Origin of the sequence: Steroidobacter sp. (assembly GCF_036406195.1) — a bacterium.
Lineage (GTDB): Bacteria > Pseudomonadota > Gammaproteobacteria > Steroidobacterales > Steroidobacteraceae > Steroidobacter.
On the sequence record NZ_DASWVW010000016.1, the window covers coordinates 287,720 to 306,772 of the forward strand.

The 19,053-nt window shown below is 64.5% G+C and carries 15 protein-coding genes; 13 read left to right on the forward strand and 2 right to left on the reverse strand.

Translation table 11 applies throughout. The features are described 5' to 3' along the window. Window positions 1–47: 47 nt before the first annotated feature. The 9 genes from VGE08_RS06685 (at window position 48) to VGE08_RS06725 (ending at window position 10,582) form a co-directional block, all read left to right on the forward strand. Entirely contained in the window at window positions 48–1,211 is a 1,164-nt protein-coding gene (locus VGE08_RS06685; protein ID WP_331067076.1) for a sensor histidine kinase, read from the forward strand. Then, window positions 1,189–1,899 carry a LytTR family DNA-binding domain-containing protein gene (locus tag VGE08_RS06690; RefSeq protein ID WP_331067077.1) on the forward strand — a complete coding sequence of 237 codons (711 nt, stop codon included), beginning with the start codon at window positions 1,189–1,191 and terminating at the stop codon, window positions 1,897–1,899. The genes VGE08_RS06685 and VGE08_RS06690 overlap by 23 nt, the downstream gene beginning before the upstream one ends. Before the next feature lie 270 nt (window positions 1,900–2,169). Then, entirely contained in the window at window positions 2,170–2,463 is a 294-nt protein-coding gene (locus VGE08_RS06695) for a hypothetical protein (protein ID WP_331067078.1), read from the forward strand. A gap of 147 nt (window positions 2,464–2,610) precedes the next feature. Further along, window positions 2,611–4,617 carry a serine hydrolase domain-containing protein gene (locus VGE08_RS06700; RefSeq protein WP_331067079.1) on the forward strand — a complete coding sequence of 669 codons (2,007 nt, stop codon included), beginning with the start codon at window positions 2,611–2,613 and terminating at the stop codon, window positions 4,615–4,617. Between the two features lie 37 nt (window positions 4,618–4,654). Then, a complete protein-coding gene (locus VGE08_RS06705; RefSeq protein WP_331067080.1) occupies window positions 4,655–5,635 on the forward strand; it encodes a YihY/virulence factor BrkB family protein in 981 nt (326 codons plus the stop codon). Between the two features lie 146 nt (window positions 5,636–5,781). Then, window positions 5,782–7,278 (forward strand): aldehyde dehydrogenase family protein, encoded by a 1,497-nt coding sequence (locus tag VGE08_RS06710; RefSeq protein WP_331067081.1) that lies wholly within the window; start codon window positions 5,782–5,784, stop codon window positions 7,276–7,278. Beyond that, window positions 7,271–7,786, forward strand: a complete 516-nt coding sequence (locus tag VGE08_RS06715) for a hypothetical protein (RefSeq protein ID WP_331067082.1) — start codon at window positions 7,271–7,273, stop codon at window positions 7,784–7,786. Before VGE08_RS06710 ends, VGE08_RS06715 begins: the two co-directional genes overlap by 8 nt. Further along, the gene (locus VGE08_RS06720) at window positions 7,783–8,961 is read left to right on the forward strand and encodes a CoA transferase (protein WP_331067083.1); all 1,179 of its coding nucleotides are present in this window, start codon (window positions 7,783–7,785) and stop codon (window positions 8,959–8,961) included. Before VGE08_RS06715 ends, VGE08_RS06720 begins: the two co-directional genes overlap by 4 nt. A gap of 1 nt (window position 8,962) precedes the next feature. Continuing rightward, the gene (locus VGE08_RS06725) at window positions 8,963–10,582 is read left to right on the forward strand and encodes a GMC family oxidoreductase (protein WP_331067084.1); all 1,620 of its coding nucleotides are present in this window, start codon (window positions 8,963–8,965) and stop codon (window positions 10,580–10,582) included. Between the two features lie 15 nt (window positions 10,583–10,597). Here the strand turns inward: VGE08_RS06725 and VGE08_RS06730 are convergent, their stop codons facing one another. Next, entirely contained in the window at window positions 10,598–11,641 is a 1,044-nt protein-coding gene (locus tag VGE08_RS06730) for an MBL fold metallo-hydrolase (protein WP_331067085.1), read from the reverse strand. 205 nt (window positions 11,642–11,846) lie between these two features. Here VGE08_RS06730 and VGE08_RS06735 point away from each other — a divergent pair, with 205 nt between their 5' ends. Together VGE08_RS06735 and VGE08_RS06740 are read left to right on the forward strand one after the other, a co-directional pair. Further along, window positions 11,847–13,346, forward strand: a complete 1,500-nt coding sequence (locus VGE08_RS06735) for an AMP-binding protein (protein WP_331067086.1) — start codon at window positions 11,847–11,849, stop codon at window positions 13,344–13,346. Window positions 13,347–13,432: 86 nt separating this feature from the next. Then, window positions 13,433–16,114 carry a serine/threonine-protein kinase gene (locus tag VGE08_RS06740; RefSeq protein WP_331067087.1) on the forward strand — a complete coding sequence of 894 codons (2,682 nt, stop codon included), beginning with the start codon at window positions 13,433–13,435 and terminating at the stop codon, window positions 16,112–16,114. Between the two features lie 17 nt (window positions 16,115–16,131). On the opposite strand, the gene VGE08_RS06745 is transcribed toward VGE08_RS06740, so the two are convergent. Then, window positions 16,132–16,722, reverse strand: a complete 591-nt coding sequence (locus tag VGE08_RS06745) for an ECF-type sigma factor (protein ID WP_331067088.1) — start codon at window positions 16,720–16,722, stop codon at window positions 16,132–16,134. Window positions 16,723–16,888: 166 nt separating this feature from the next. Here VGE08_RS06745 and VGE08_RS06750 point away from each other — a divergent pair, with 166 nt between their 5' ends. Continuing rightward, window positions 16,889–18,475 (forward strand): hypothetical protein, encoded by a 1,587-nt coding sequence (locus VGE08_RS06750; protein ID WP_331067089.1) that lies wholly within the window; start codon window positions 16,889–16,891, stop codon window positions 18,473–18,475. Between the two features lie 143 nt (window positions 18,476–18,618). Then, window positions 18,619–18,741, forward strand: coding sequence for a hypothetical protein (locus VGE08_RS06755; protein ID WP_331067090.1), 123 nt, complete (start codon window positions 18,619–18,621; stop codon window positions 18,739–18,741). Window positions 18,742–19,053: the final 312 nt, after the last annotated feature.

A 19,053-nucleotide genomic window follows, 5' to 3' on the forward strand; every position in this document is an offset into this window, starting at 1 on the left:
GCCTGCCATCGCGTTGCGCGGCGCCGATTGGTTTAGCTTCTCGATCGATGAGAATCATCACAGCAATGAGCACCTCGCGCGCGTATTGGACCTGCCAGCTCCTGGGATGGGGCTTCAATGCGTCGGGCCAGATGTACAGCGCCATCGCGACGCTGCCCGTGCCTTGGGAGCGCGTCGTCCTGGAGATCACGCTGTTGAACGCGTGCGCCCTGGGTCTTACGCACGTGCTGCGTTTGTTCATGCTCCGTCGAGGCTGGACGAAACAGCGGATGCGTCAACTGCTGCCGCGCGCCGTCGTTGCCAGCTTGTTGCTGGGGCTGCTGGTGGCGACGGTCATGCATTTCATGGCCGTGGCGCCGCTGTGGGGATTGGGACTGATCCAGGACACGCCGGCCCTGGAAGCCATCCCGCCGCCGATTCGGTACATCGATCCGTTCACGCTGCGACTGGCGAACTGGAGCATCGCGTTCTTCATCTGGATCGCCCTGTACATGGGCATCACGTCGTGGCGCCAGCGGCAGGCGGCCGAATTGCGCCAATCGGAGCTGATCCGCGCGCTGCAGTCGGCCGAGCTGAAGCTGCTCAAGTCGCAACTCAATCCGCATTTCCTGTTCAATTCGCTGAACAGCGTGCGTGCGCTGATCGCCGAAGATCCGGCGCGCGCGCGGGATGCGGTCACTCAGCTCTCGGGGCTGTTGCGATATACATTGCGATCGGATCACGAAGAGCTGGTGACGCTGGATCGCGAGTTGGAGACGGTCGGGGATTACCTCGCGCTCGAGTCATTGCGTCTCGGCGAGCGGATGCGCGTCGAGATCGACATCGCCGAGGGTGCGAGGCAAGTACGCCTTCCGGTGATGCTGCTGCAAACGGTGGTCGAGAATGCAATCAAGCATGGCATTGCGGAGCTGCCGGCAGGCGGCGTCCTGCGGATCAGTGCGACTGTGCGTGGCGATGGCATGCATGTGGAGGTGGAGAACCCGCGCCCGGCAACCCAGCGGCCGCGCGAGGAAACGGGATCGGGCTTGAACAACGCGGCCGAACGATTGCGATTGCTGTTCGGGGCCCGCGCTTCGCTCGAATTGGATCTGTCGCAACCGCAGCGGGCCGTGGCGCGGCTGCGCGTGCCGCTGGCCGACTCGAGCGTTCCTTTGAAATCTTCGGCGCCATCGACCGTGGGATCGTTGCATGAAATCGCTCATCATCGATGATGAACCGCTGGCGCGGCGCGAGCTGCGGCGCTTGCTGGCGGAGTTTCCCTGGGTCGAGATCGTGGGCGAAGCCGGTGACGTCGTCGAAGCGGCCGCACGCATCGAATCGCTTGCGCCCGACCTGCTGTTCCTGGATATCCAGATGCCGGGCGGTTCGGGCTTCGACCTGCTCTCCCGGCTCGATCACGTGCCGCGCGTGATCTTCACGACGGCATACGACCAGCATGCGGTGCGCGCTTTCGAAGTCAACGCGCTGGACTATCTGCTCAAGCCGATCGAGCCGCAGCGCCTGGCGGCGGCGCTGGCCAAGGCACGATCGGCCCCGGAGGAGCGGCCCGCGGAAGTGCGTTCCAGCGACATCCTCGAACGGCTGTTCGTGCGCGATGGCGTGCGCTGCTGGTTCGTGCCGCTGCGCGAAGTCTGCATGCTGATGGCCGAAGGCAACTATGTCCGCCTGTTGTGGGGCAAGGAGCGGCCCTTGCTCAACCGGCCGTTGAACACGCTGGAGCAGCGGCTCGATCCGAAGCGCTTCTTTCGCGCCAACCGCCGCCAGATCATCAACGTCGATTTCATCGAGGGCGTCGAGCTCGGCACCGGCGGGCAGCTCCACGTTCAGCTGCGGGGCGGGCCGGAGGTCGAGATCTCCCGGCGCCAGGCGCGGCTGTTCCGGATGCAGATGAGCGTGTAGCCGCAAGGTTGCCGTTCAGCCGTCCATTGCGCCGTTTGCAGCCCCCCTCAAAGGCCGTTCGCCCCGCCCCTCGGACCGTTCGACACGAATTCCCGGCGTCTCGCCGGACCTGCCGTAGATTGCCGGCTGCACGAGCTCGCCGGAGAACGTATGCGCCTTGCCGGAATTCCCGCCATCGCACTTCGCAGCGTGGGTTCGTCGACGGCCGCGTTCGTCAACGAGGCCGTGCCACCGTCCACTGAGCAAACATTCAAGGAATGAGAGCCCGACATGACAGCTCGAACCCTCAAGACTCGATCGTTGCAGAAGGGCGCGAAGGTGCTCGCCGGTGCGATGGCCGCACTGCTGTGCGCCGCTTGCGCGTCCGGTCCGCAAAGTGTGCGCGAGCAGGCCAGCAGCGCGCTGTCCTGCGATGCTTCGCAATTGGCGGTCAACCGAATTGAGCGGCGCTACGGCGCAGACCACTACGAGGCCGTCGGCTGCGGGCAGAAACTGACCTACGAGTGCGAGCGCGCTTATGTCGTGTTCATTCCCGTGGGCACGGTCGGATGTCACAAGAAGTGACGGCTGGCTCGTAAGCGATTCGAGTTGCCGAGAGGCCGCGCAGGCTCGGGCCGCGCGGCAAACGGCTTGGTTGACGGTTCTCTATTTGGGACTAAGATGTCCTGATAAGGATCGTCCTCGGTTCAACCCACAATCAGGGTATCTGGCATGCGTGCATGTACGGCGATGTTGATGACGATGCTGCTGCTGTCGCCAGTGGCGTTTGCAGCGGACGCTGCCGATGTTTCGTCGGCACCGCCGGCCCCCGAGCCGAGCGTCGCATCGGTTGCCGGATCGACGCCGGAAGCACAAACGTCCGAGGCTCGGCCGCTGACGCGCGAAGACGTGGAAGCGTGGCTGGATGGCTTCCTGCCCTATGCGTTGGCGACCGGCGATGTCGCCGGTGCGGTGGTCGTCGTCGTCAAGGACGGTGCGACGCTTCTGCAGAAGGGCTATGGCTACGCCGACCTGGAGGCGCGCAAGCCGGTTGATCCGGCAACCACGCTGTTCCGCCCCGGGTCGGTGTCGAAGCTCACTACCTGGACCGCGGTGATGCAGCTGGTCGAGCAGGGCAAGCTCGATCTGGCTGCCGATATCAACACCTATCTCGACTTCGAGATCCCGGACCGCGACGGCGAGCCGATCACGCTCCGGAACGTGCTCACTCACACGCCGGGCTTCGAAGAGCGCGTCAAGGACCTGATCGTCGCCGAGGGCACGCCGTTCGATCCGCTGGACGTGTATCTGAAGGAGTGGGTGCCGACTCGAATCTTCGCTCCCGGCACCACGCCGGCCTATTCGAACTACGCGACTTCGCTTGCGGGTTACATCGTCTCGCGCGTTTCCGGCCTTTCCTATGACGACTACGTCGAGCAGAACATCCTGAAGCCGCTGGGCATGGAGCACACGACGTTTCGTCAGCCGCTGCCGGAGCACCTGCGCGAGTTCATGTCGAAGGGCTATGCGCGAGCGTCGGAGGGCAAGGCCAAGCCGTTCGAAGTGGTCGTGTCCGCGCCGGCGGGCAGCCAGTCCGCATCGGGTGCGGACATGGCGAGATTCATGATCGCGCATCTGCAAAACGGCAAGTTCGGCGACGCCCGCATTCTCCAGGAAAAGACCGCCGAGGAGATGCATTCGACCGCGCTCACGCTGCAGCCGCGGGTCTTTCGCATGATGCTCGGCTTCTACGAGCAGAATCGCAACGGCCGCCGCATCATTTCTCATGCCGGCGATACGGCCTGGTTCCACTCGGACCTGTACCTGTTCCCGGACGACGGCGTGGGCCTGTTCATTTCCATGAACAGCGCGGGCAAGGAGGGTGCGCCCGGCAAGATCCGCAAGGCTGTGTTCGAGCAGTTTGCCGATCGTTATCTGCCCGGCCCGACGTTCGACGGCGAAGTCGATGCGCAAACGGCCGCCGAGCACGCGCGCATGATGACCGGCGTGTACCAGGTGTCGCGCCGGCCGGAGTCGAACTTCCTGCGGCTGATGACGCTGGCCGGTCCCGTCAAGGTCTTTCCCAACGAGGACGGCACCATCAGCGTGTCCATGGCCACCAATGCCGTCGGGCAGCCGATCAAGTGGCGCGAGGTCGAGCCGTTCGTGTGGCGCGACGTCGACGGCAAGAGTTTCCTGTCGGCGGTGGTGGAGAACGGCCGCGTGGCGCGCTTCGCTTTCGAATGGGTGTCGCCGTTCATGGTGTTCGAGCCCATGCCGGCATCGGTGTCGGCGGGCTGGCTGATGCCGGCGCTGATCGCTGGGTTCATTGCGCTGGCTCTGACGACGCTTGCGTGGCCCATTTCAGCGCTGGTGCGCAGGCACTATCGTGTGTCCTACGCGCTGAGGGGACTGGACGCAGTGGCGCATCGACGGATACGCATTGCCTCCACGGCGGTGATTGCGGTGCTCATCGCCTGGGGCGTGATGGCTTCGCTCATCTTCGGCGACAAGATGCTTTCGTCGACGGCCGATGCTTTGTTGTGGGTCCTGCAGATCCTGTCCGCGATCGTGTTCTTCGGGGCGGCGGCGATCGGCCTGTGGAATGCCGGCGTGGTGGTGCGCAGCTCCCGCAAGTGGTACGCGAAGACCTGGGCCGTGCTGCTGGCGCTGGCGTTGCTGCTCGTGCTCTGGGTGGGCTGGGCATTTCATCTCATCGCGTTCGACGTGAACTACTGACGTTGATTCCTTCACGCCGCCCTGGGAGCAGGGCGGCGTGAAGCGAGTACGACGTACACGGCCGGTTATGGCCGACGGACCGGCGTTGAAGTGGCTGCCTGCCAGCGGCATCATCGCCGCCATGCCGCCGCAAACCTCTCTTCAGATCGTCAAGGACGCCGTCAAGCTCTGGCTGGATCGCAACGCGTTCCAGCATGCCGGCGCCTTGGGCTTCTGCACGCTGTTCTCGCTGGCGCCGCTGGTGATCATCCTGGTCGCCATCGTCGGTGCGGTGTATGGCGAAGACGCGGCCAGCGGCGAGATTTCCGCTGCGATCACCGACCTCGTGGGCGCCCAAGCGGCGTCCGCGGTGGAGGAGGCGGTCCGCCGATCGCAACTGAAAGAATCGGGAATCCTGCCGACGCTGCTCGGGATCGGCGCGCTCGCGTTCGGCGCGACCACCGTGTTCGCGCAGATGCAAAGCTCGCTCAATCAATTCTGGGGCGTGGTCGCCAGGCCGACGCGCAGCGGCATCCTGACGTTTCTCACCGTGCGGCTGCTGTCGCTGAGCATGGTGCTGATCATCGGGTTCCTGTTCGTGACTTCGTTCGTGGTCAGCGTCGCCATCACGGGCATCATCGAATACGCCAGCCAGTTGATTCCGGTGCCGACGCTGGTGATCAGGGCCGCCGACATCGCCGTTTCGCTGGCGGTGACCACGCTGCTGTTCGGCATGATCTTCAAAGTGCTGCCCGATGTAAGTTTGCAGTGGCGCGATGTGTGGCGCGGCGCGTTCATCACGGCGGTGCTGTTCGCGGTTGGCAAATATCTCATTTCGTTCTATCTCACGCGCGTCGCGCCGGCTTCGACGTATGGTGCGGCCGGCTCGCTCATCCTCGTCCTGCTGTGGGTCTACTACTCCTCGCTGATCCTGTTCTTCGGCACCTGCCTCACCGTGGTGACCATCGTGCGCCGTGATGGCGCGGTCACGCCGAAGAAGACGGCCGTGCGTTTGAACGTCGTGGTTCAAGAAGAGTAGCCCGCCAAACCCTCCGCTCCGCCGCCGCTGCCCCCACCAAAAAGAGGGGGCCGCCCTTGCACGGACCCAGTATGTTGATCGACCTGAACCATGGCATGAGTCACGGCAGGATCACGGCTGTGATCACGGTAAGGGGGGAAGGTCCTTTGGCGACGAGTCTTCGATCGGTGCGCGAGCAGCTGCGGGTGCAGCCAGGCAAGCTGTTCATTGGCGGCGAGTGGCTCGATGGCGGCCAGCGTTCCGAACAGGTGCACCCGGCGACCAACGAGGTGATGACCAGCTTCATCGAAGCCGGGCAAAGCGGCGTCGATCGCGCGGTCGCGGCGGCGCGCGAAGCTTTCGACAAGGGACCCTGGCCGCGCATGCCGGCGCAGGATCGCAAGCGCATTCTCCAGCCGATCATCGAGCGCATTCATGCGGCCGAAGAAGAGCTGGCGCAGCTGCAGACGCTGGACAACGGCATCCCGTACAAATTCAGCCGCGGCTCGCGCGTTTCGGCCAAGGCCGCGGCGGACATCTTCGATCACTATGCCGGCTGGTGCGACAAGATCACCGGAGAAACGTACCCGCGGTTCTCCTCCGACTCCAACATGCATTACCTGTCGTTTCGGGAACCGGTCGGTGTCGCGGCCGCCATCCTGGCCTTCAATGCGCCGCTGGCGATGTTTGCAATCAAGGTCGGTGCTGCGCTGGCCTGCGGCTGCACGGTCGTGGTCAAGCCTTCGGAGTACACCAATCTTGCGGTCGAGCGCCTGGCGAAGATTCTTGCCAGCAGCGATTTGCCGCCCGGCGTGTTCAATTTCATCACCGGCGGTGCGCAGACGGGAGCCGCGCTCGTAACGCATCCAGGTGTCGACAAGGTGTCCTTCACCGGCAGCGCGGCGGTGGGCGAGCAGATCATGAGCACCAGCGGCCGGAACATGAAGCGGCTGTCGCTGGAGCTCGGCGGCAAGAGCGCCGGCATCGTGTTTCCGGATGCCCGCAGCGTTCCGGCCGCGGCGCGCACCTTGATGGGGCTGTGCTCCACGTTCCTGTCGGGCCAGATCTGTTCGACACCGAGCCGCGCGATCGTGCACCGCTCGGTGCTCGATGAATTCGTCGAGCATGCCGGCCAGCAGGTGCAGACCGTTCGCTTCGGCGATCCGTTCGATCCGGATACCAACGCCGCACCCATCATCTCCAAGCGGCAAGTCGCGCGCGTGCTGGGCTATATCGACAGCGGCAAGCGCGAAGGCGCGACGCTGTGCTTCGGCGGCGATACGCCCGGCGGCGAGCTGGCCAATGGCAACTGGATCAACCCGGCGCTGTTCGTCGACGTTCGCAACGACATGACCATCGCCCGCGAAGAGATTTTCGGGCCGGTGCTCAGCGTCATTCCCTTCGACAGCGAAGAAGAAGCCGTCGCTATCGCCAACGACAGCGAGTATGGCCTCGCCGGGTGCGTGTTCACGACGGATATCACGCGAGCGTTCCGTGTGGCGCGCGCGATTCGCAGTGGCTCCGTCGGCATCAACGGCTATGCAAGCAGCCCGCATTCGCCGATGGGTGGAATCAAGCGCTCGGGCATCGGCCGCGAAGGCGGCTTTGCGGCCATCGAGTCCTTCACCGAGCTCAAGACCCTGGTGCTCAATCTCGATGTCTGACGTCAAGTGGCCGGCACCGGGCCCGGAAGCGCCGTCGCCGTCGCCGACGCTGATCGGGCAGGGATTGTTCTGGCAGGACCTGGACGTCGGCCGGAAGTTTCGCACCTGCCGCCGCACGGTGACCGAGACCGACCTGGTTCAATTCGTCACGTTGACCGGCATGATCGACAGCACGTTCCTCGACGCGACCGCCGCCGGTCCCATGGGCGGGCGGCCCGTGCCGGCGGCGCTGACCTATTCCCTCATCGAAGGCTTCATCGTTCAGTCGCTGATCAGGGGAACCGGCATCGCGATGCTGGCGTGCGCGCAGGAAGCGATTGCACCGGTGCGCGTCAACGACACGATCTACGCCGTGATCGAGATCACCGGCGTTCGCCCGACCTCGAGCAAGGGCCGCGCCGTCGTCGATTCGTTGATCTCCATCTACAACCAGGACGAAACGCTGGTCCTGCGCTACACCTCCAAGCGCATGCTCGCCGGCCGTCCCGCGACGGAACAGGCCGGATGACTGCGCCGCTCTCCGGCATTCGCGTGATCGATCTGACGACGGTCGCGATGGGACCGTTGGCCGGCCAGTGGCTCGGCGATCTCGGCGCCGATGTCATCAAGGTCGAAGCGCCGGGAGGCGACTCGACGCGACAGACCGGCCCGTCGATCGAGCCCGGCATGGCGGCGCTGTTCTTCGGCACCAATCGCAACAAGCGCAGCATCGTGCTCGACTTGAAATGCGAGGCGCAGCGCGATGCGTTGCTGAAGCTGGTCGATGGCGCGGACGTGTTCATGCACAACATCCGGCCGCAGAAGCTGGCGCGGCTCGGTCTTGGAGCGGATGCTTTGCAAGCAAGGAATCCGCGGCTCGTCTATGCCGGCTTGCATGGCTTCGGCGAAGCGGGACCGTATGGCGGCAAGCCGGCCTACGACGACATCATCCAGGGATTGTCGGGATGCGCCGATCTCATGCGCCGGCAGGGCGGCGAGCCGAGATATTTCCCCACGGTGACGGCGGACAAGACCACGGGATTGATTGCCGCGCTGGCCATCGTTGCGGCGCTGGCCGGGCGCGCGGCCAGCGGCCGCGGCAGCGTGGTCGAGGTTCCCATGTTCGAATGCATGGCCGCCTTCAACCTGGTCGAGCACCTGTACGGCCATCAGTTCGAGCCGCCCATCTCGTCGACCGGCTATGCACGAGCCCTGTCGCGCCACCGGCGTCCCTTCAAGACGCTGGACGGCTACATCTGCATGATGCCGTACACCGACGCGCACTGGCGCGACTTCTTCCAGGAAGCAGGCGCCGATGAGTTGCTCGCCGACCCGCGCTTTGCGTCGATCGCCCTGCGCACGGCTCACATCGACGAGCTGTATGAAATCGCTTCTTCGTTGCTCGTGAACAAGCGCTCCGCCGACTGGCTGGCGGCTTGCGAACGTCTGGGTATTCCGGCCGCGTCCATCCAGTCGCTGGAGCAACTGCTTTCGGACCCGCACCTGCGCGAGGTTGGATTCTTCAGCATGCTGCACGATCCTGCCATCGGCGCGGTTCGCATGCCCGGCGTGCCGGTGCTGTTCAACGGCGAGCGGCCGAAGGTGACTTTGCCGCCGCGGCTCGGCGAGCACGGCCGGCAGATACTTCTGGAAAGCGGCATCGATGCGGAAGCGGCCGAGCGCTTGCTCGAGACTGGATCGTAGAATGAATCAGAGCTTCGACTTCATCGTCGTGGGCGGCGGCTCCGCGGGCGCGGTGGTGGCGGCACGGCTCAGCGAAGGTGCGAAGTACTCGGTGCTGTTGCTGGAGGCGGGCGCACCGGACAAGAGCCTGCTGATCCGCATGCCGCTGGGTTTCCGGTTGATCCGGCAATTGGCGCTGTTCGACTGGGGCTATCGCTCCGAGCCGGAGCCGCACGCCAACGCGCGGTCCATTCACATCCCCAGAGGCAAGGTGTTGGGCGGATCGTCGTCCGTCAACGGAATGATCTATTCGCGGGGTCACGCGCGCGATTACGACGAATGGGTGCGATTGGGGGCCGCCGGCTGGTCGTATGACGACGTGCTTTCTTACTTCCGAAAGTCGGAACGAAGCGATCGCGGCGCGAGCACGTGGCACGGCGCGGACGGGGCCATGGGTGTTTCGCGCATTTCCAACGACGATCCGCTGGCGCATGCGATCAAACAAACCGCGGTCGAGCTGGGCTATCCCGTGGTCGACGACTTCGAAGCAGGATCGCATGAAGGCTTCGGTCTGCCCGATCTGACTGTCGGCAAGGGCCGGCGCTCCAGCACTGCGAGCGCATTCCTTGCTCCTGTGCGCGACCGTGCCAATTTGCACGTGGTCACTGGTGCGCACGCTACGCGCATCTTGTTCAAGGGCACGCGTGCGACCGGTGTGGAGTACCGCGTCGGTGAAAAGGCATTCACGGCGTCTTGCTCCCGCGAAACCATTCTTTGTGGCGGCGCCTATGGCTCGCCGCATTTATTGATGCTCTCCGGCGTCGGGCCGGCCGAGCATTTGCGGCGGCATGGGATTTCCGTCGTCGCCGATCTGCCCGGCGTGGGCACGGGTCTGCAGGATCATCCGCTGGTTCCGATGGTGTTTCGTAGCAAGCAGCCATTGTTGGTGCGATCCGCTACGCGCGCCGACCGAATCGCCTGGGCTGCCTTGCGTTGGATGCTTACCGGCAAGGGTTTCCTGGCCACGCAGCCGCTGTCGTCGGTGGCCTATTATCGTTCGCAGCCGTCGCTGGCACGGCCGGACCTGGAGTTCGTGCTGATCCCGACCAGCCTCGACGCCAAGGTCTGGTTTCCCGGTATTCGCCCGCCGGGCGCGGACTTGCTGAGCATCTACAACATCGTGCTGCAGCCGGAGAGTCGCGGCAGCGTGCGATTGCGGTCGGCGAATCCGCATGAGCCTCCCGCGATCCAATTCAATCTGCTTCAGTCCGATCACGATGCGGAGCTGCTGCGGCATGCGATCGGCTGGACACGGGATTTGATGTCGGCCGGCTCGATGCAACGGTTCGTGGGCGAGGAAGCACTGCCGGGACGCGGTGTCGAGGATGCCGCTGGCGTGAAGGAGTTCATTCGCTCCGCGGTCGTCACGGCGCAGCATCCGGCCTGCACTTGCCGAATGGGTGTCGACGCCGAAAGCGTGGTCGATCCGCAGCTGCGCGTGCACGGCCTGCAAGGCTTGCGAGTCGCGGACGCTTCTGTCATGCCCACGCTGATCGGCGGGCACACGAATGCTACTTCGATCATGATTGGCGAGCGCGCCGCCGATTTCGTGCGCGGTGAGATCCCGGCGTCGATGCCCTGAAGGTTGTCGCGAGACTTATCGACGATACCAATGCACGCCTTCGTCATCCGTGACGCGGGAGATTTGTTTCATCTCGACGAGGTAGTTCATGTGGGCCAGGGCCTCGCCCGTGGCCATGCCCTTGTGGGCGCCGCGGACCTCTCGCTTGAACAGCACTGGAAAGCAGTCCACGGCACGCTTGGGCGTGTCGAGAAACTCCCATAGCAACCGCAGGTCGCGCTCCTGCGAGTCGATGAGCTGCGTCAGCCTCAGCTCGAGGCCGTGGAAGGGAAATTCGTGCGCCGGCAGGACGAGCAGGTCCGCAGGCAGCGTTTGCCGGAGTCGGCGGCAGGAGTCCAGCCAATCTCGCAGCGGATTCGCCTGCGGCTCGAGCGGCAGCACGCTCACGTTGGACGTGATGTTGGGCAGCACTTGATCGCCCGAGATCAAGAGCTTCAGCTCGGGACAGTACAGGCAGGCGTGCTCGGGGGAATGACCGTTGCCGATGACGACCTGCCATCGGTGGGCGCCGATGCAAAGCTCGTCGCCTTCAGCCAGTCGCCAGTAGCGATCGGGAAGGGAATGGATGGCGGAACTGAAGCTGCCGAAGCGACGCTCCAGGTCCTCCAACTCGCGCGGGCCGTAGCCAGCCGCGCGATAGAAATCGATCGTTGACTTCGGTACCGCGTTGCCGAGGCCGCCGAGCATCACCTTGCACATCAGGAATTCCTGGCGCGTCATCAGCAGCTGGCTGCCGAAGCGTTCGCACAGCCAGCCGGCGAGGCCGACGTGATCGGGATGCATATGGGTGCAGATGACGCGCTTCAGCGGCTGGCCGCCCATGAAGCCGGCCAACAATCGCTCCCAGAGCTGGCGGCTGGCGGGCACGTCGAGGCAGGTGTCGACGATGGTCCAGCCCTCGCCGTCTTCCAGCAACCACAGGTTGATGTGATCCAGCGAGCCGGGCATGGGAAAGCGCGCCCAGTACACGCCCGGAGCCACTTGCAGCGGACTCTCACCCGGGGGCGCATGGGTTCTTCCCCACGGATACGTGAGATCTCGAAGCGGCTCGTCAGTCATGGTGGGGCATCTGTCGCGGGGTTTGGGCGGGGCGGGCGTCGTGCGGCGCAGTCGTGAATGTAGAGGCAGCGGCGCACCGTGGCACCCTGCCGTTTGGTGGGGATGCGCCGCATGGGTGAGCCCCTACCAATGGAAGGGGGAAACGCCGATGCCCATCCTGTAGCTTGCGGCGTCGGGGGAAGTGTTGCCGATCGCGGTGCCGACTATGGATGAACTCACCAAAGTAAAACCTTACGTACGCATTCTGCGCGAGCTGGCGGAATCGGCGCCCGACGCGCCGGTCATCACCTGCGAAGGCGTGACTGTCACACGAGGTCAGCTCGACAAGGCCAGCAACAGGCTGGCGCGCGCGTTCGAGGCTGCAGGCGTGACGCTGGGAGATTGCGTCACGCTGGCGCTGCCCAACTCCATCGCGTTCTTCGAGGCGCTGCTGGCTTGCTGGAAAGTGGGCGCGGTCCCGCAGATGGTGTCGCATCGCCTGCCGCAAGTGGAGCGCCAGGCCATCGTGGACCTGGCCAACTCCAAGCTGGTGGTCGGCGCCAGCCCGCAGGATCATCCGGGCCGGCAATGTTTGCCGGTGGGTTTCCAACCGGACGCTGCGCTGAGCGATGCGCCGCTGCAAGAGCGCGTGTCGCCCATCTCCAAGGCGGTCACTTCGGGCGGCAGCACCGGCCGTCCCAAGTTGATCCTGAGCGGCACGCCCGCCGAAGGTCCCGCGGGCATGGCCATGGCGTACTTCATGCGGCCGGACGATCGCCCGCTGATCTGCGGCCCGCTGTATCACAACTCGCCTTTCATCTTCTCCATGGGCGGGCTGCTGCTGGGACAGCACCTGGTGGTCATGCCCAAGTTCGACGCCGAAAAGGCGCTGCAGGTGATCCAGGAGCAGCGCGTCACCGTGCTCAACCTGGTGCCCACGATGATGTCGCGCATGCTGAAGGTCATCGAGGAGCAGCCGCGGCGTTTCGATCTGTCCTCGGTGCGCTTGCTGTGGCACATGGCCGCGCCGTGTCCGCCGTGGCTCAAGCAGGCGTGGATCGATCTGATCGGGGCGGAGAAAATCTGGGAGATCTACGGCGGCACCGAATCCATCGCGGTGACCTGCATCAACGGCAAGGAATGGCTCGAGCATCCCGGCTCGGTGGGCAAGCCGGCGTTCGGCGGCGACATGAGAGTGCTCAACGAAGCCGGTGAAGTCGCGGCGCCCGGCGAGGTCGGCGAGATATATATGCGTGGACCGCCGGGCGCTCCGCCCAGCTATCACTACGTCGGCGCGCAGAAAAGGCAGAAGGACGGTTGGGAAACGCTCGGCGACCTGGGCTGGATGGACGAGCAGGGCTATCTGTACATCAGCGACCGGCGCACTGACATGATCGTTTCAGGCGGTGCCAACGTGTATCCGGCCGAAGTGGAAGCGGTGATCGACTCGCATCCGCTGGTGCAATCGTGCGCCGTCGTCGGCATTCCCGACGCCGACCTGGGGCAGCGCGTGCACGCCGTGGTGCATGCCATGCCGGGCATCACGCCCGACGAGCTGCTGCTGTTCATCAACGAGCGGCTGGTTCGTTACAAGGTGCCGCGCTCCATCGAATTCGTCAACGAGCAACTGCGGGACGATGCCGGCAAAGTCCGGCGCAGCGCGGTTCGAGATGCGGTCATCGAGCGGCTCGGTCTGCCGGCGGGAACAGGTCAACGGAGGACCTGACAACAGCCCGGACCGGGCTCATCGCCTGCGGCGAAGCGTGACTCGCTATACTCGCGCGCATCGCTGCAAGGTATCCGATCCGTCTCATGAACCCCATCGACGGTCCGCGCTGGCGGGCGTTGAGCCCTTTGCTGGACGAGTTGCTCGACACTCCGTTGGTGGCGAGACAAGCGCGGCTGCGCCAGATCGCCGCGCAGGATCGTGCGCTCGCCGAAGAACTGGAGAGCCTGCTGGCCGAGCACGCCACGGTGGAGCGAGCCGGATTTCTGGAAGCGGGGCCGTCGTTGCCGTTGCCGGTGGGGCTGGCCGGCCAGGTCATCGATCGCTACACGTTGGACCACCAGATCGGCGAAGGCGGCATGGGTTCGGTGTGGCTGGCGCATCGAAGCGACGGCCGGTTCGAAGGCCAGGCCGCGATCAAGTTCCTGAGCCTGCCGGCGATGGGCCCGTCGGGGCGCATGCGCTTCGAGCGCGAAGGGCATGTGCTGGCGCGCCTGAAGCATCCCAACATCGCGCACCTGCTGGATGCGGGCCTGACCGAATCGGGCCAGCCGTACCTGGTCCTGGAATACGTGGAAGGCCAGCCGCTCGACGCGTGGTGTCGCGATCGCGGGCTCGATACCGATGCCCGCATCAAGTTGTTCCTGCAGGTGCTGGCGGCGGTCAGTCATGCGCACGGCAAGTTGATCCTGCATCGGGATCTGAAGCCCTCCAACATCCTGGTGACGAACGAAGGCCAGGTGAAGCTGCTCGACTTCGGGATCGCCAAGCTCCTCGACGAAGGCTCGGGCGCCGCCGGCGAGATGACACAACTCGCCGGTCGCGTGTTCACGCCGGACTACGCCGCGCCGGAGCAGATCCGCGGCGAAGAGGTCACGACCGCCACCGATGTCTATGCGCTCGGCGTGATGCTCTATTACTTGTTGACCGGCAAGCACCCGACCGCCGGCGGCGTTACGACGCCGGCCGAACGGATGCGGGCCGTGCTCGATACGGAGCCCAAGCGACCCAGCGCCGCTGTCGCAGACAGCGCCGGCGATAGCGAAGTGACGGCCGATGCCTCGCTCCGCGCTCGCATCCTGCGTGGCGACCTCGACAACATTCTGGGCAAGGCGCTCAAGAAAGCACCCGAGGAGCGTTATCCGACGGCGGACAGCCTCGCTCAGGACTTGCAGCGGTATCTCAACAATCAACCGGTCAGCGCACGCCCGGATTCCGTGGCGTATCGCTTGCGAAAATTCGTCGTGCGCAATGCGTTGCCGGTGGCCGCCGCTTCGCTCGTTGTCACAGCCATCGTGGTGGCGGCGGTGGTGTCGTTCCGGCAAGCGCAGGAGGCGACGAGGCAGCGCGATCGCGCGCTCGCGCTGTCGGTGCGGAATGCGGCGGTGCTGGACTTCGTCACCGGCATGCTGACCGAAGTCGCGGCCGACGATCAGCCGGTGCGCGTGTCCGAGCTGCTCGATCGCAGCCAGGAGATCTTGATGGCCAGCTACGGCAACCAGGATCACCAGGCGGCGATTCTCGATCTGCTGGCGGAATATTATTTGTCGGCGGGCAATCCGACCAAGGCGCAGCCGCTGCTGGACCGCGCCTTGGAACTTTCCGCGAACAGCACCGACCCCGCGCTCAAAGCGTCCGTCATCTGTAACAACGGGCATGCGCTGGCGCTGATGAACCAGAGAGACCAGGCGCTCGCAGCGATGGAGCAAGGCATCGCGTTGAGCCAGGTCGATCCGCTCGCCGCGACGCGTTGTCTGCAGAAGCGCGCCTATGTGGCGCACAACTTCAACGATGCCAGGAGCGCGCTCGATTATGTGTTGCAGGCGCAAGCGCAGTTGCAACGAGCTGCGGTCCGCAAGCCTGATATGGAAGCATCCCTGCTGGGCGACATCGCCTATGGCCACTACTTGAGCGGCAACACGGCGGAGGCCGATCGTTACTATGCCGAGGCGCTGGCACGCTATGCGGCGATCGGTCGCGCCGAAAGTCCGGCGACGTTTTCGTTGAGGAACAATTGGGGCATCGCGAGCTTTGCGGCAGGCGACAACCGGCGTGCGCTCGAGAACTACGATGAAGCATTGAGTATCGCCTCGAAACGCGCCTTGCACGGCGAGCTGCCAACCTACCTGCTGAGCAATCGTGCTTTGGCGTTGGCCTCGCTGGCGCGCTATGACGAAGCGATCGAGGCATTCGATGCGGCTTTCGCGGCTGCAACTCGAAACAACAACATGGCGTCGGTGACGCACTCGCTGGTCAATCGCGCCGGCACCTATCTTTTGCGCGGGGACATCGAGCGCGCCGAGCGTGAGCTGGCCGTGGTCGATCGTGACTACGGCGCAATGATTCCAGCCGATAGCGTGCCGGCCGTGTCCATCCTGCACATCAAAGGACGCCTGGCCGCCGCGCGAGGAGAACTGCCCACCGCGCTGGCGCATCAGTCGGCGGTCATCGACTTCTTCGATCAGCGTGGGATGGCGGTCGCTCCGGTCGCGCGCGCATTGAATGCACGCGCCGATCTTCATGTGAAACTTGGGGATATCGAGTCGGCGCGCGCGGATGTCGAGCGGGCGCTATCGATCTGCCGCAAGCTGCAGGGATCGAAGCGCTACTCCAGCTTGACTGGGTTGGCGCTGTTGCAGCTGGCCGATGTGGAAAAGGCGGCGGGCGTCGAAGCGGCCGCGGTCGCCAAGGCCGGGGAGGCTGCGCAACACCTCGTGGAAACATTGGGTGACTCGCATCCCGACACTGTGCGCGCCAAGGCATTCTGATTCAGACGCGCTGGCGATCAGATCAATGACGACGGCGCCTGTATCGCCCGGTGCAGGAAGATGCGAGCTTTCTCCCAATCGCGTTGCACGGTCCGTTCGGAAACACCGCGCATCGCGGCGATCTCGACGAACGAGTAGCCGCAGAAAAATTTCAGATCGACGACTTGCGCCAGCGCCGGATCGATGTCCGCCAGGGTTTCGACAGCCTCGCCGATGCGCTCCAGCTCGCCGTGCTCGGCGGCCGCTTCCGGAATCTCGGTCGGCAGGCTCGTGAGATCGAAGCCGCTGCCTCGCTTCAACGCCTGCCGCGCTCGCGCATAGTCGATGACCAGTCCACGCATGGCTCGCGACGCATAGCCGAGAAAACGCGAACGGTCGATCACCGGCACGCCCTCGCGATGAGCGATGTTGAGATAAGCCTCGTGCAGCAATGTCGTGGCACCCAGGGTCAGCGAGGCGCCCCGCTGTCGCAGCTCGCGCTGGGCGATGCGCCTGAGCTCTCCATACAACGTTCCGAACAGCTGCTGGCGAGCCGACGCATCGCCGGTCTCCGCCGAGCGGATCAGCGGCTCCAGCTGTGTCTGCGCATTGGCCAAAAGGTCAGGCATGGCTTGTCTCGCGAAAAATCGTGTCGGGTTCCGCGGCCCGATTCCGATTACTCCAGCAACGGCCCTCGATTGATGGCCGGCGCCGAAAAACTTTACAGGCGCGCTGGTTGTTCTTAAACGTGAGGATAGTGCCATGGTGTCGATGTGCAGAGCTATTGAAGGTTCAATGAAGAGCAGCGTCGCGGCGGCTTGCCGGAGCGCATTGTCGGTGGGTTTGCTCGCAGTGCTGCTGACGGGCTGCGGCGGCGGTGGATCGGGCGGCGCGTCCGGTTCGACTGGCTCTTCCAACTCCGGGGGCAGCAGCGGTAACACCGGGGGCAGCAGTGGTAACACTGGCGGCAGCGGTGATACAGGTACGGGCGGCAACAACGGCGGCAACAGCGGCGGGCCGGCGAGCATGCTGGAGCCAGTCCTGTATCTCGCCGATCAGGACACGAACGACATGGACGAGCTGTACCTGAGCATTCCCGGCTCGCCCGGCAGCGTGACCAAGATCAATGCGCCGCTGGTGGCCGGCGGCTGGGTGTCCGACTACGACATCCTGGCTTCCGGCAACGCGGTGGTGTATCGCGCCGATCAGAACGTGCTCGGCCGCAACGAGCTGTTCATGACCTCGTTCTCCAACCCCGGCTCGTCCACGCGGCTCAGCCAGACATTGACGCCGAATCGGGACGTGATCGATTTCGAGACCAGCCCGGACGGCACCAAGGTGGCGTATCGCGCCGACGTGGACGCGGATGATGTCTACGAGCTGTACCTCGTCAACGTCGCCAATCCCGGCAATGCCCAGAAGCTCAACGGCGCGCTGCCCCCGAGCGGCTGGGTGCGGGGCAACTATGCCTTCAGCCCCGACAGCTCGAAGGTCTTGTATCGCGCCGATGAGGACACTGCTGGCGTACTCGAGCTGTACCTGGTCGACGTAGGCTCCCCCGGCCAGGCGCAGAAGGTGAATGCACCGCTGACGGCGGGCGGCAACGTCTCCGCCGAATTCCGCTTCTCGGCCGATGGCACGAAGATCGGTTACGTCGCGGATCAGGATACGGACGAAACGCTGGAACTGTACGTGGTTGCGACCGATGCGTTGGGCTCGGCGACCAAGGTCAGCGGGCCGATGGGCAGCACCGGGGATGTGTGCCGCTTCAAGTTCAGCCCGGATTCGCAGCGCGTGGCCTACTGCGCCGACCAGGACACCGACGGATTGATCGAGCTGTACACGGTCGCTCTGAATGCGCCGGGCCAGTCGGTCAAGTTGAATTCAACCCTGGTGGCCGGCGGCAGGGTGCATACCGACTACCAGTTCAGCTCCGACAGCAGTTTCATCGTCTATCGCGCCGATCAGGAGCAGGTGGACATCGCCGAGCTGTACCAGGTGAAGCTTGCGACGCCGGGCGTCACCACCAAGCTCAACCAGCCGTTGATTGCCGGTGGCGACGTGGAGAATTTCCGGTTGACCGGAGACGATTCCCGAGTTGCCTATCTGGCGGAGCAGGACGCGGCCGATGTGTGGGAGATCTACGAGGTCGCCCTGGCTCAGCCGGACACTGCCACGAAGGTGAGTGCACCGATGAGCTCGGACGGCGTGTACTACTTCAAGTATGCCGAGGACTTCACTCGCATCGTGTACACGGCCGCTCAGCAGAGCGCGACGATCGAGCTGTACGACGTGGCACTGAGCCATCCGGGCCAGGCGACCAAGATCAGCGGCCCGATGACCACGGGCGGCGAGGTGTGGGACTTCGTCCTCATGCCCTGATCGGCTGACGCGATGGCGGATCGGGTGCGATCCGCCATCGCTCATTCTCTCCCCGCCGAAAAATTGCCGTACCCGAGACAAGCGCAAAGCACTCGTAACAGCTCGACGCAACGGCGAGCTGGAATCTGACGGAGGACATCGCGGTGTTCGTCTCGGCGGTCAATCTCACCAATGAAGTCATCTTTCAGCGCACCGACGATGGGATTCCCATTGGCTTCTACGAGAATGGCCCGCGCTATAGCGTCGGCGCCCGGGTGAAGTTTTGAGGCTTTCTAGGGTTTCTGCGCGTTGCGTAGCTCCAGCTCGGAGATGATCTGCGCATGTTTCTTTCGCGTCAGGTGGTATCCGAACAGGAACAGCGGTGCTATGGCCGCGAAGGCGGCGGGCAGCGGGCCCGCAATTCGTTCAAGAGCGCTGGGTGCGCGATGGCAAGTATTGGACCTCCGCCGGCGTGTCCGCCGGTATCGATTTGACACTGGCTTTGATCGCCGACTTGTACGATGCGCGATGATGGCGCAGCTGGCTATCGAGTATGACCCGCATCCGCCGTTCAACTCGGGCTCGCTCAAGACCGCGCC

What these genes read in the sequence shown, in the direction of transcription:
- VGE08_RS06735 (WP_331067086.1), top strand. Translation starts at nt 11,847, where the DNA reads ATGGATGAACTCACCAAAGTAAAACCTTACGTACGCATTCTGCGCGAG.
- VGE08_RS06700 (WP_331067079.1), top strand. Translation starts at nt 2,611, where the DNA reads ATGCGTGCATGTACGGCGATGTTGATGACGATGCTGCTGCTGTCGCCA.
- VGE08_RS06720 (WP_331067083.1), top strand. Translation starts at nt 7,783, where the DNA reads ATGACTGCGCCGCTCTCCGGCATTCGCGTGATCGATCTGACGACGGTC.
- VGE08_RS06730 (WP_331067085.1), bottom strand. Translation starts at nt 11,641, where the DNA reads ATGACTGACGAGCCGCTTCGAGATCTCACGTATCCGTGGGGAAGAACC.
- VGE08_RS06690 (WP_331067077.1), top strand. Translation starts at nt 1,189, where the DNA reads ATGAAATCGCTCATCATCGATGATGAACCGCTGGCGCGGCGCGAGCTG.
- VGE08_RS06715 (WP_331067082.1), top strand. Translation starts at nt 7,271, where the DNA reads ATGTCTGACGTCAAGTGGCCGGCACCGGGCCCGGAAGCGCCGTCGCCG.
- VGE08_RS06685 (WP_331067076.1), top strand. Translation starts at nt 48, where the DNA reads ATGAGAATCATCACAGCAATGAGCACCTCGCGCGCGTATTGGACCTGC.
- VGE08_RS06750 (WP_331067089.1), top strand. Translation starts at nt 16,889, where the DNA reads ATGAAGAGCAGCGTCGCGGCGGCTTGCCGGAGCGCATTGTCGGTGGGT.
- VGE08_RS06725 (WP_331067084.1), top strand. Translation starts at nt 8,963, where the DNA reads ATGAATCAGAGCTTCGACTTCATCGTCGTGGGCGGCGGCTCCGCGGGC.
- VGE08_RS06745 (WP_331067088.1), bottom strand. Translation starts at nt 16,722, where the DNA reads ATGCCTGACCTTTTGGCCAATGCGCAGACACAGCTGGAGCCGCTGATC.
- VGE08_RS06695 (WP_331067078.1), top strand. Translation starts at nt 2,170, where the DNA reads ATGACAGCTCGAACCCTCAAGACTCGATCGTTGCAGAAGGGCGCGAAG.
- VGE08_RS06740 (WP_331067087.1), top strand. Translation starts at nt 13,433, where the DNA reads ATGAACCCCATCGACGGTCCGCGCTGGCGGGCGTTGAGCCCTTTGCTG.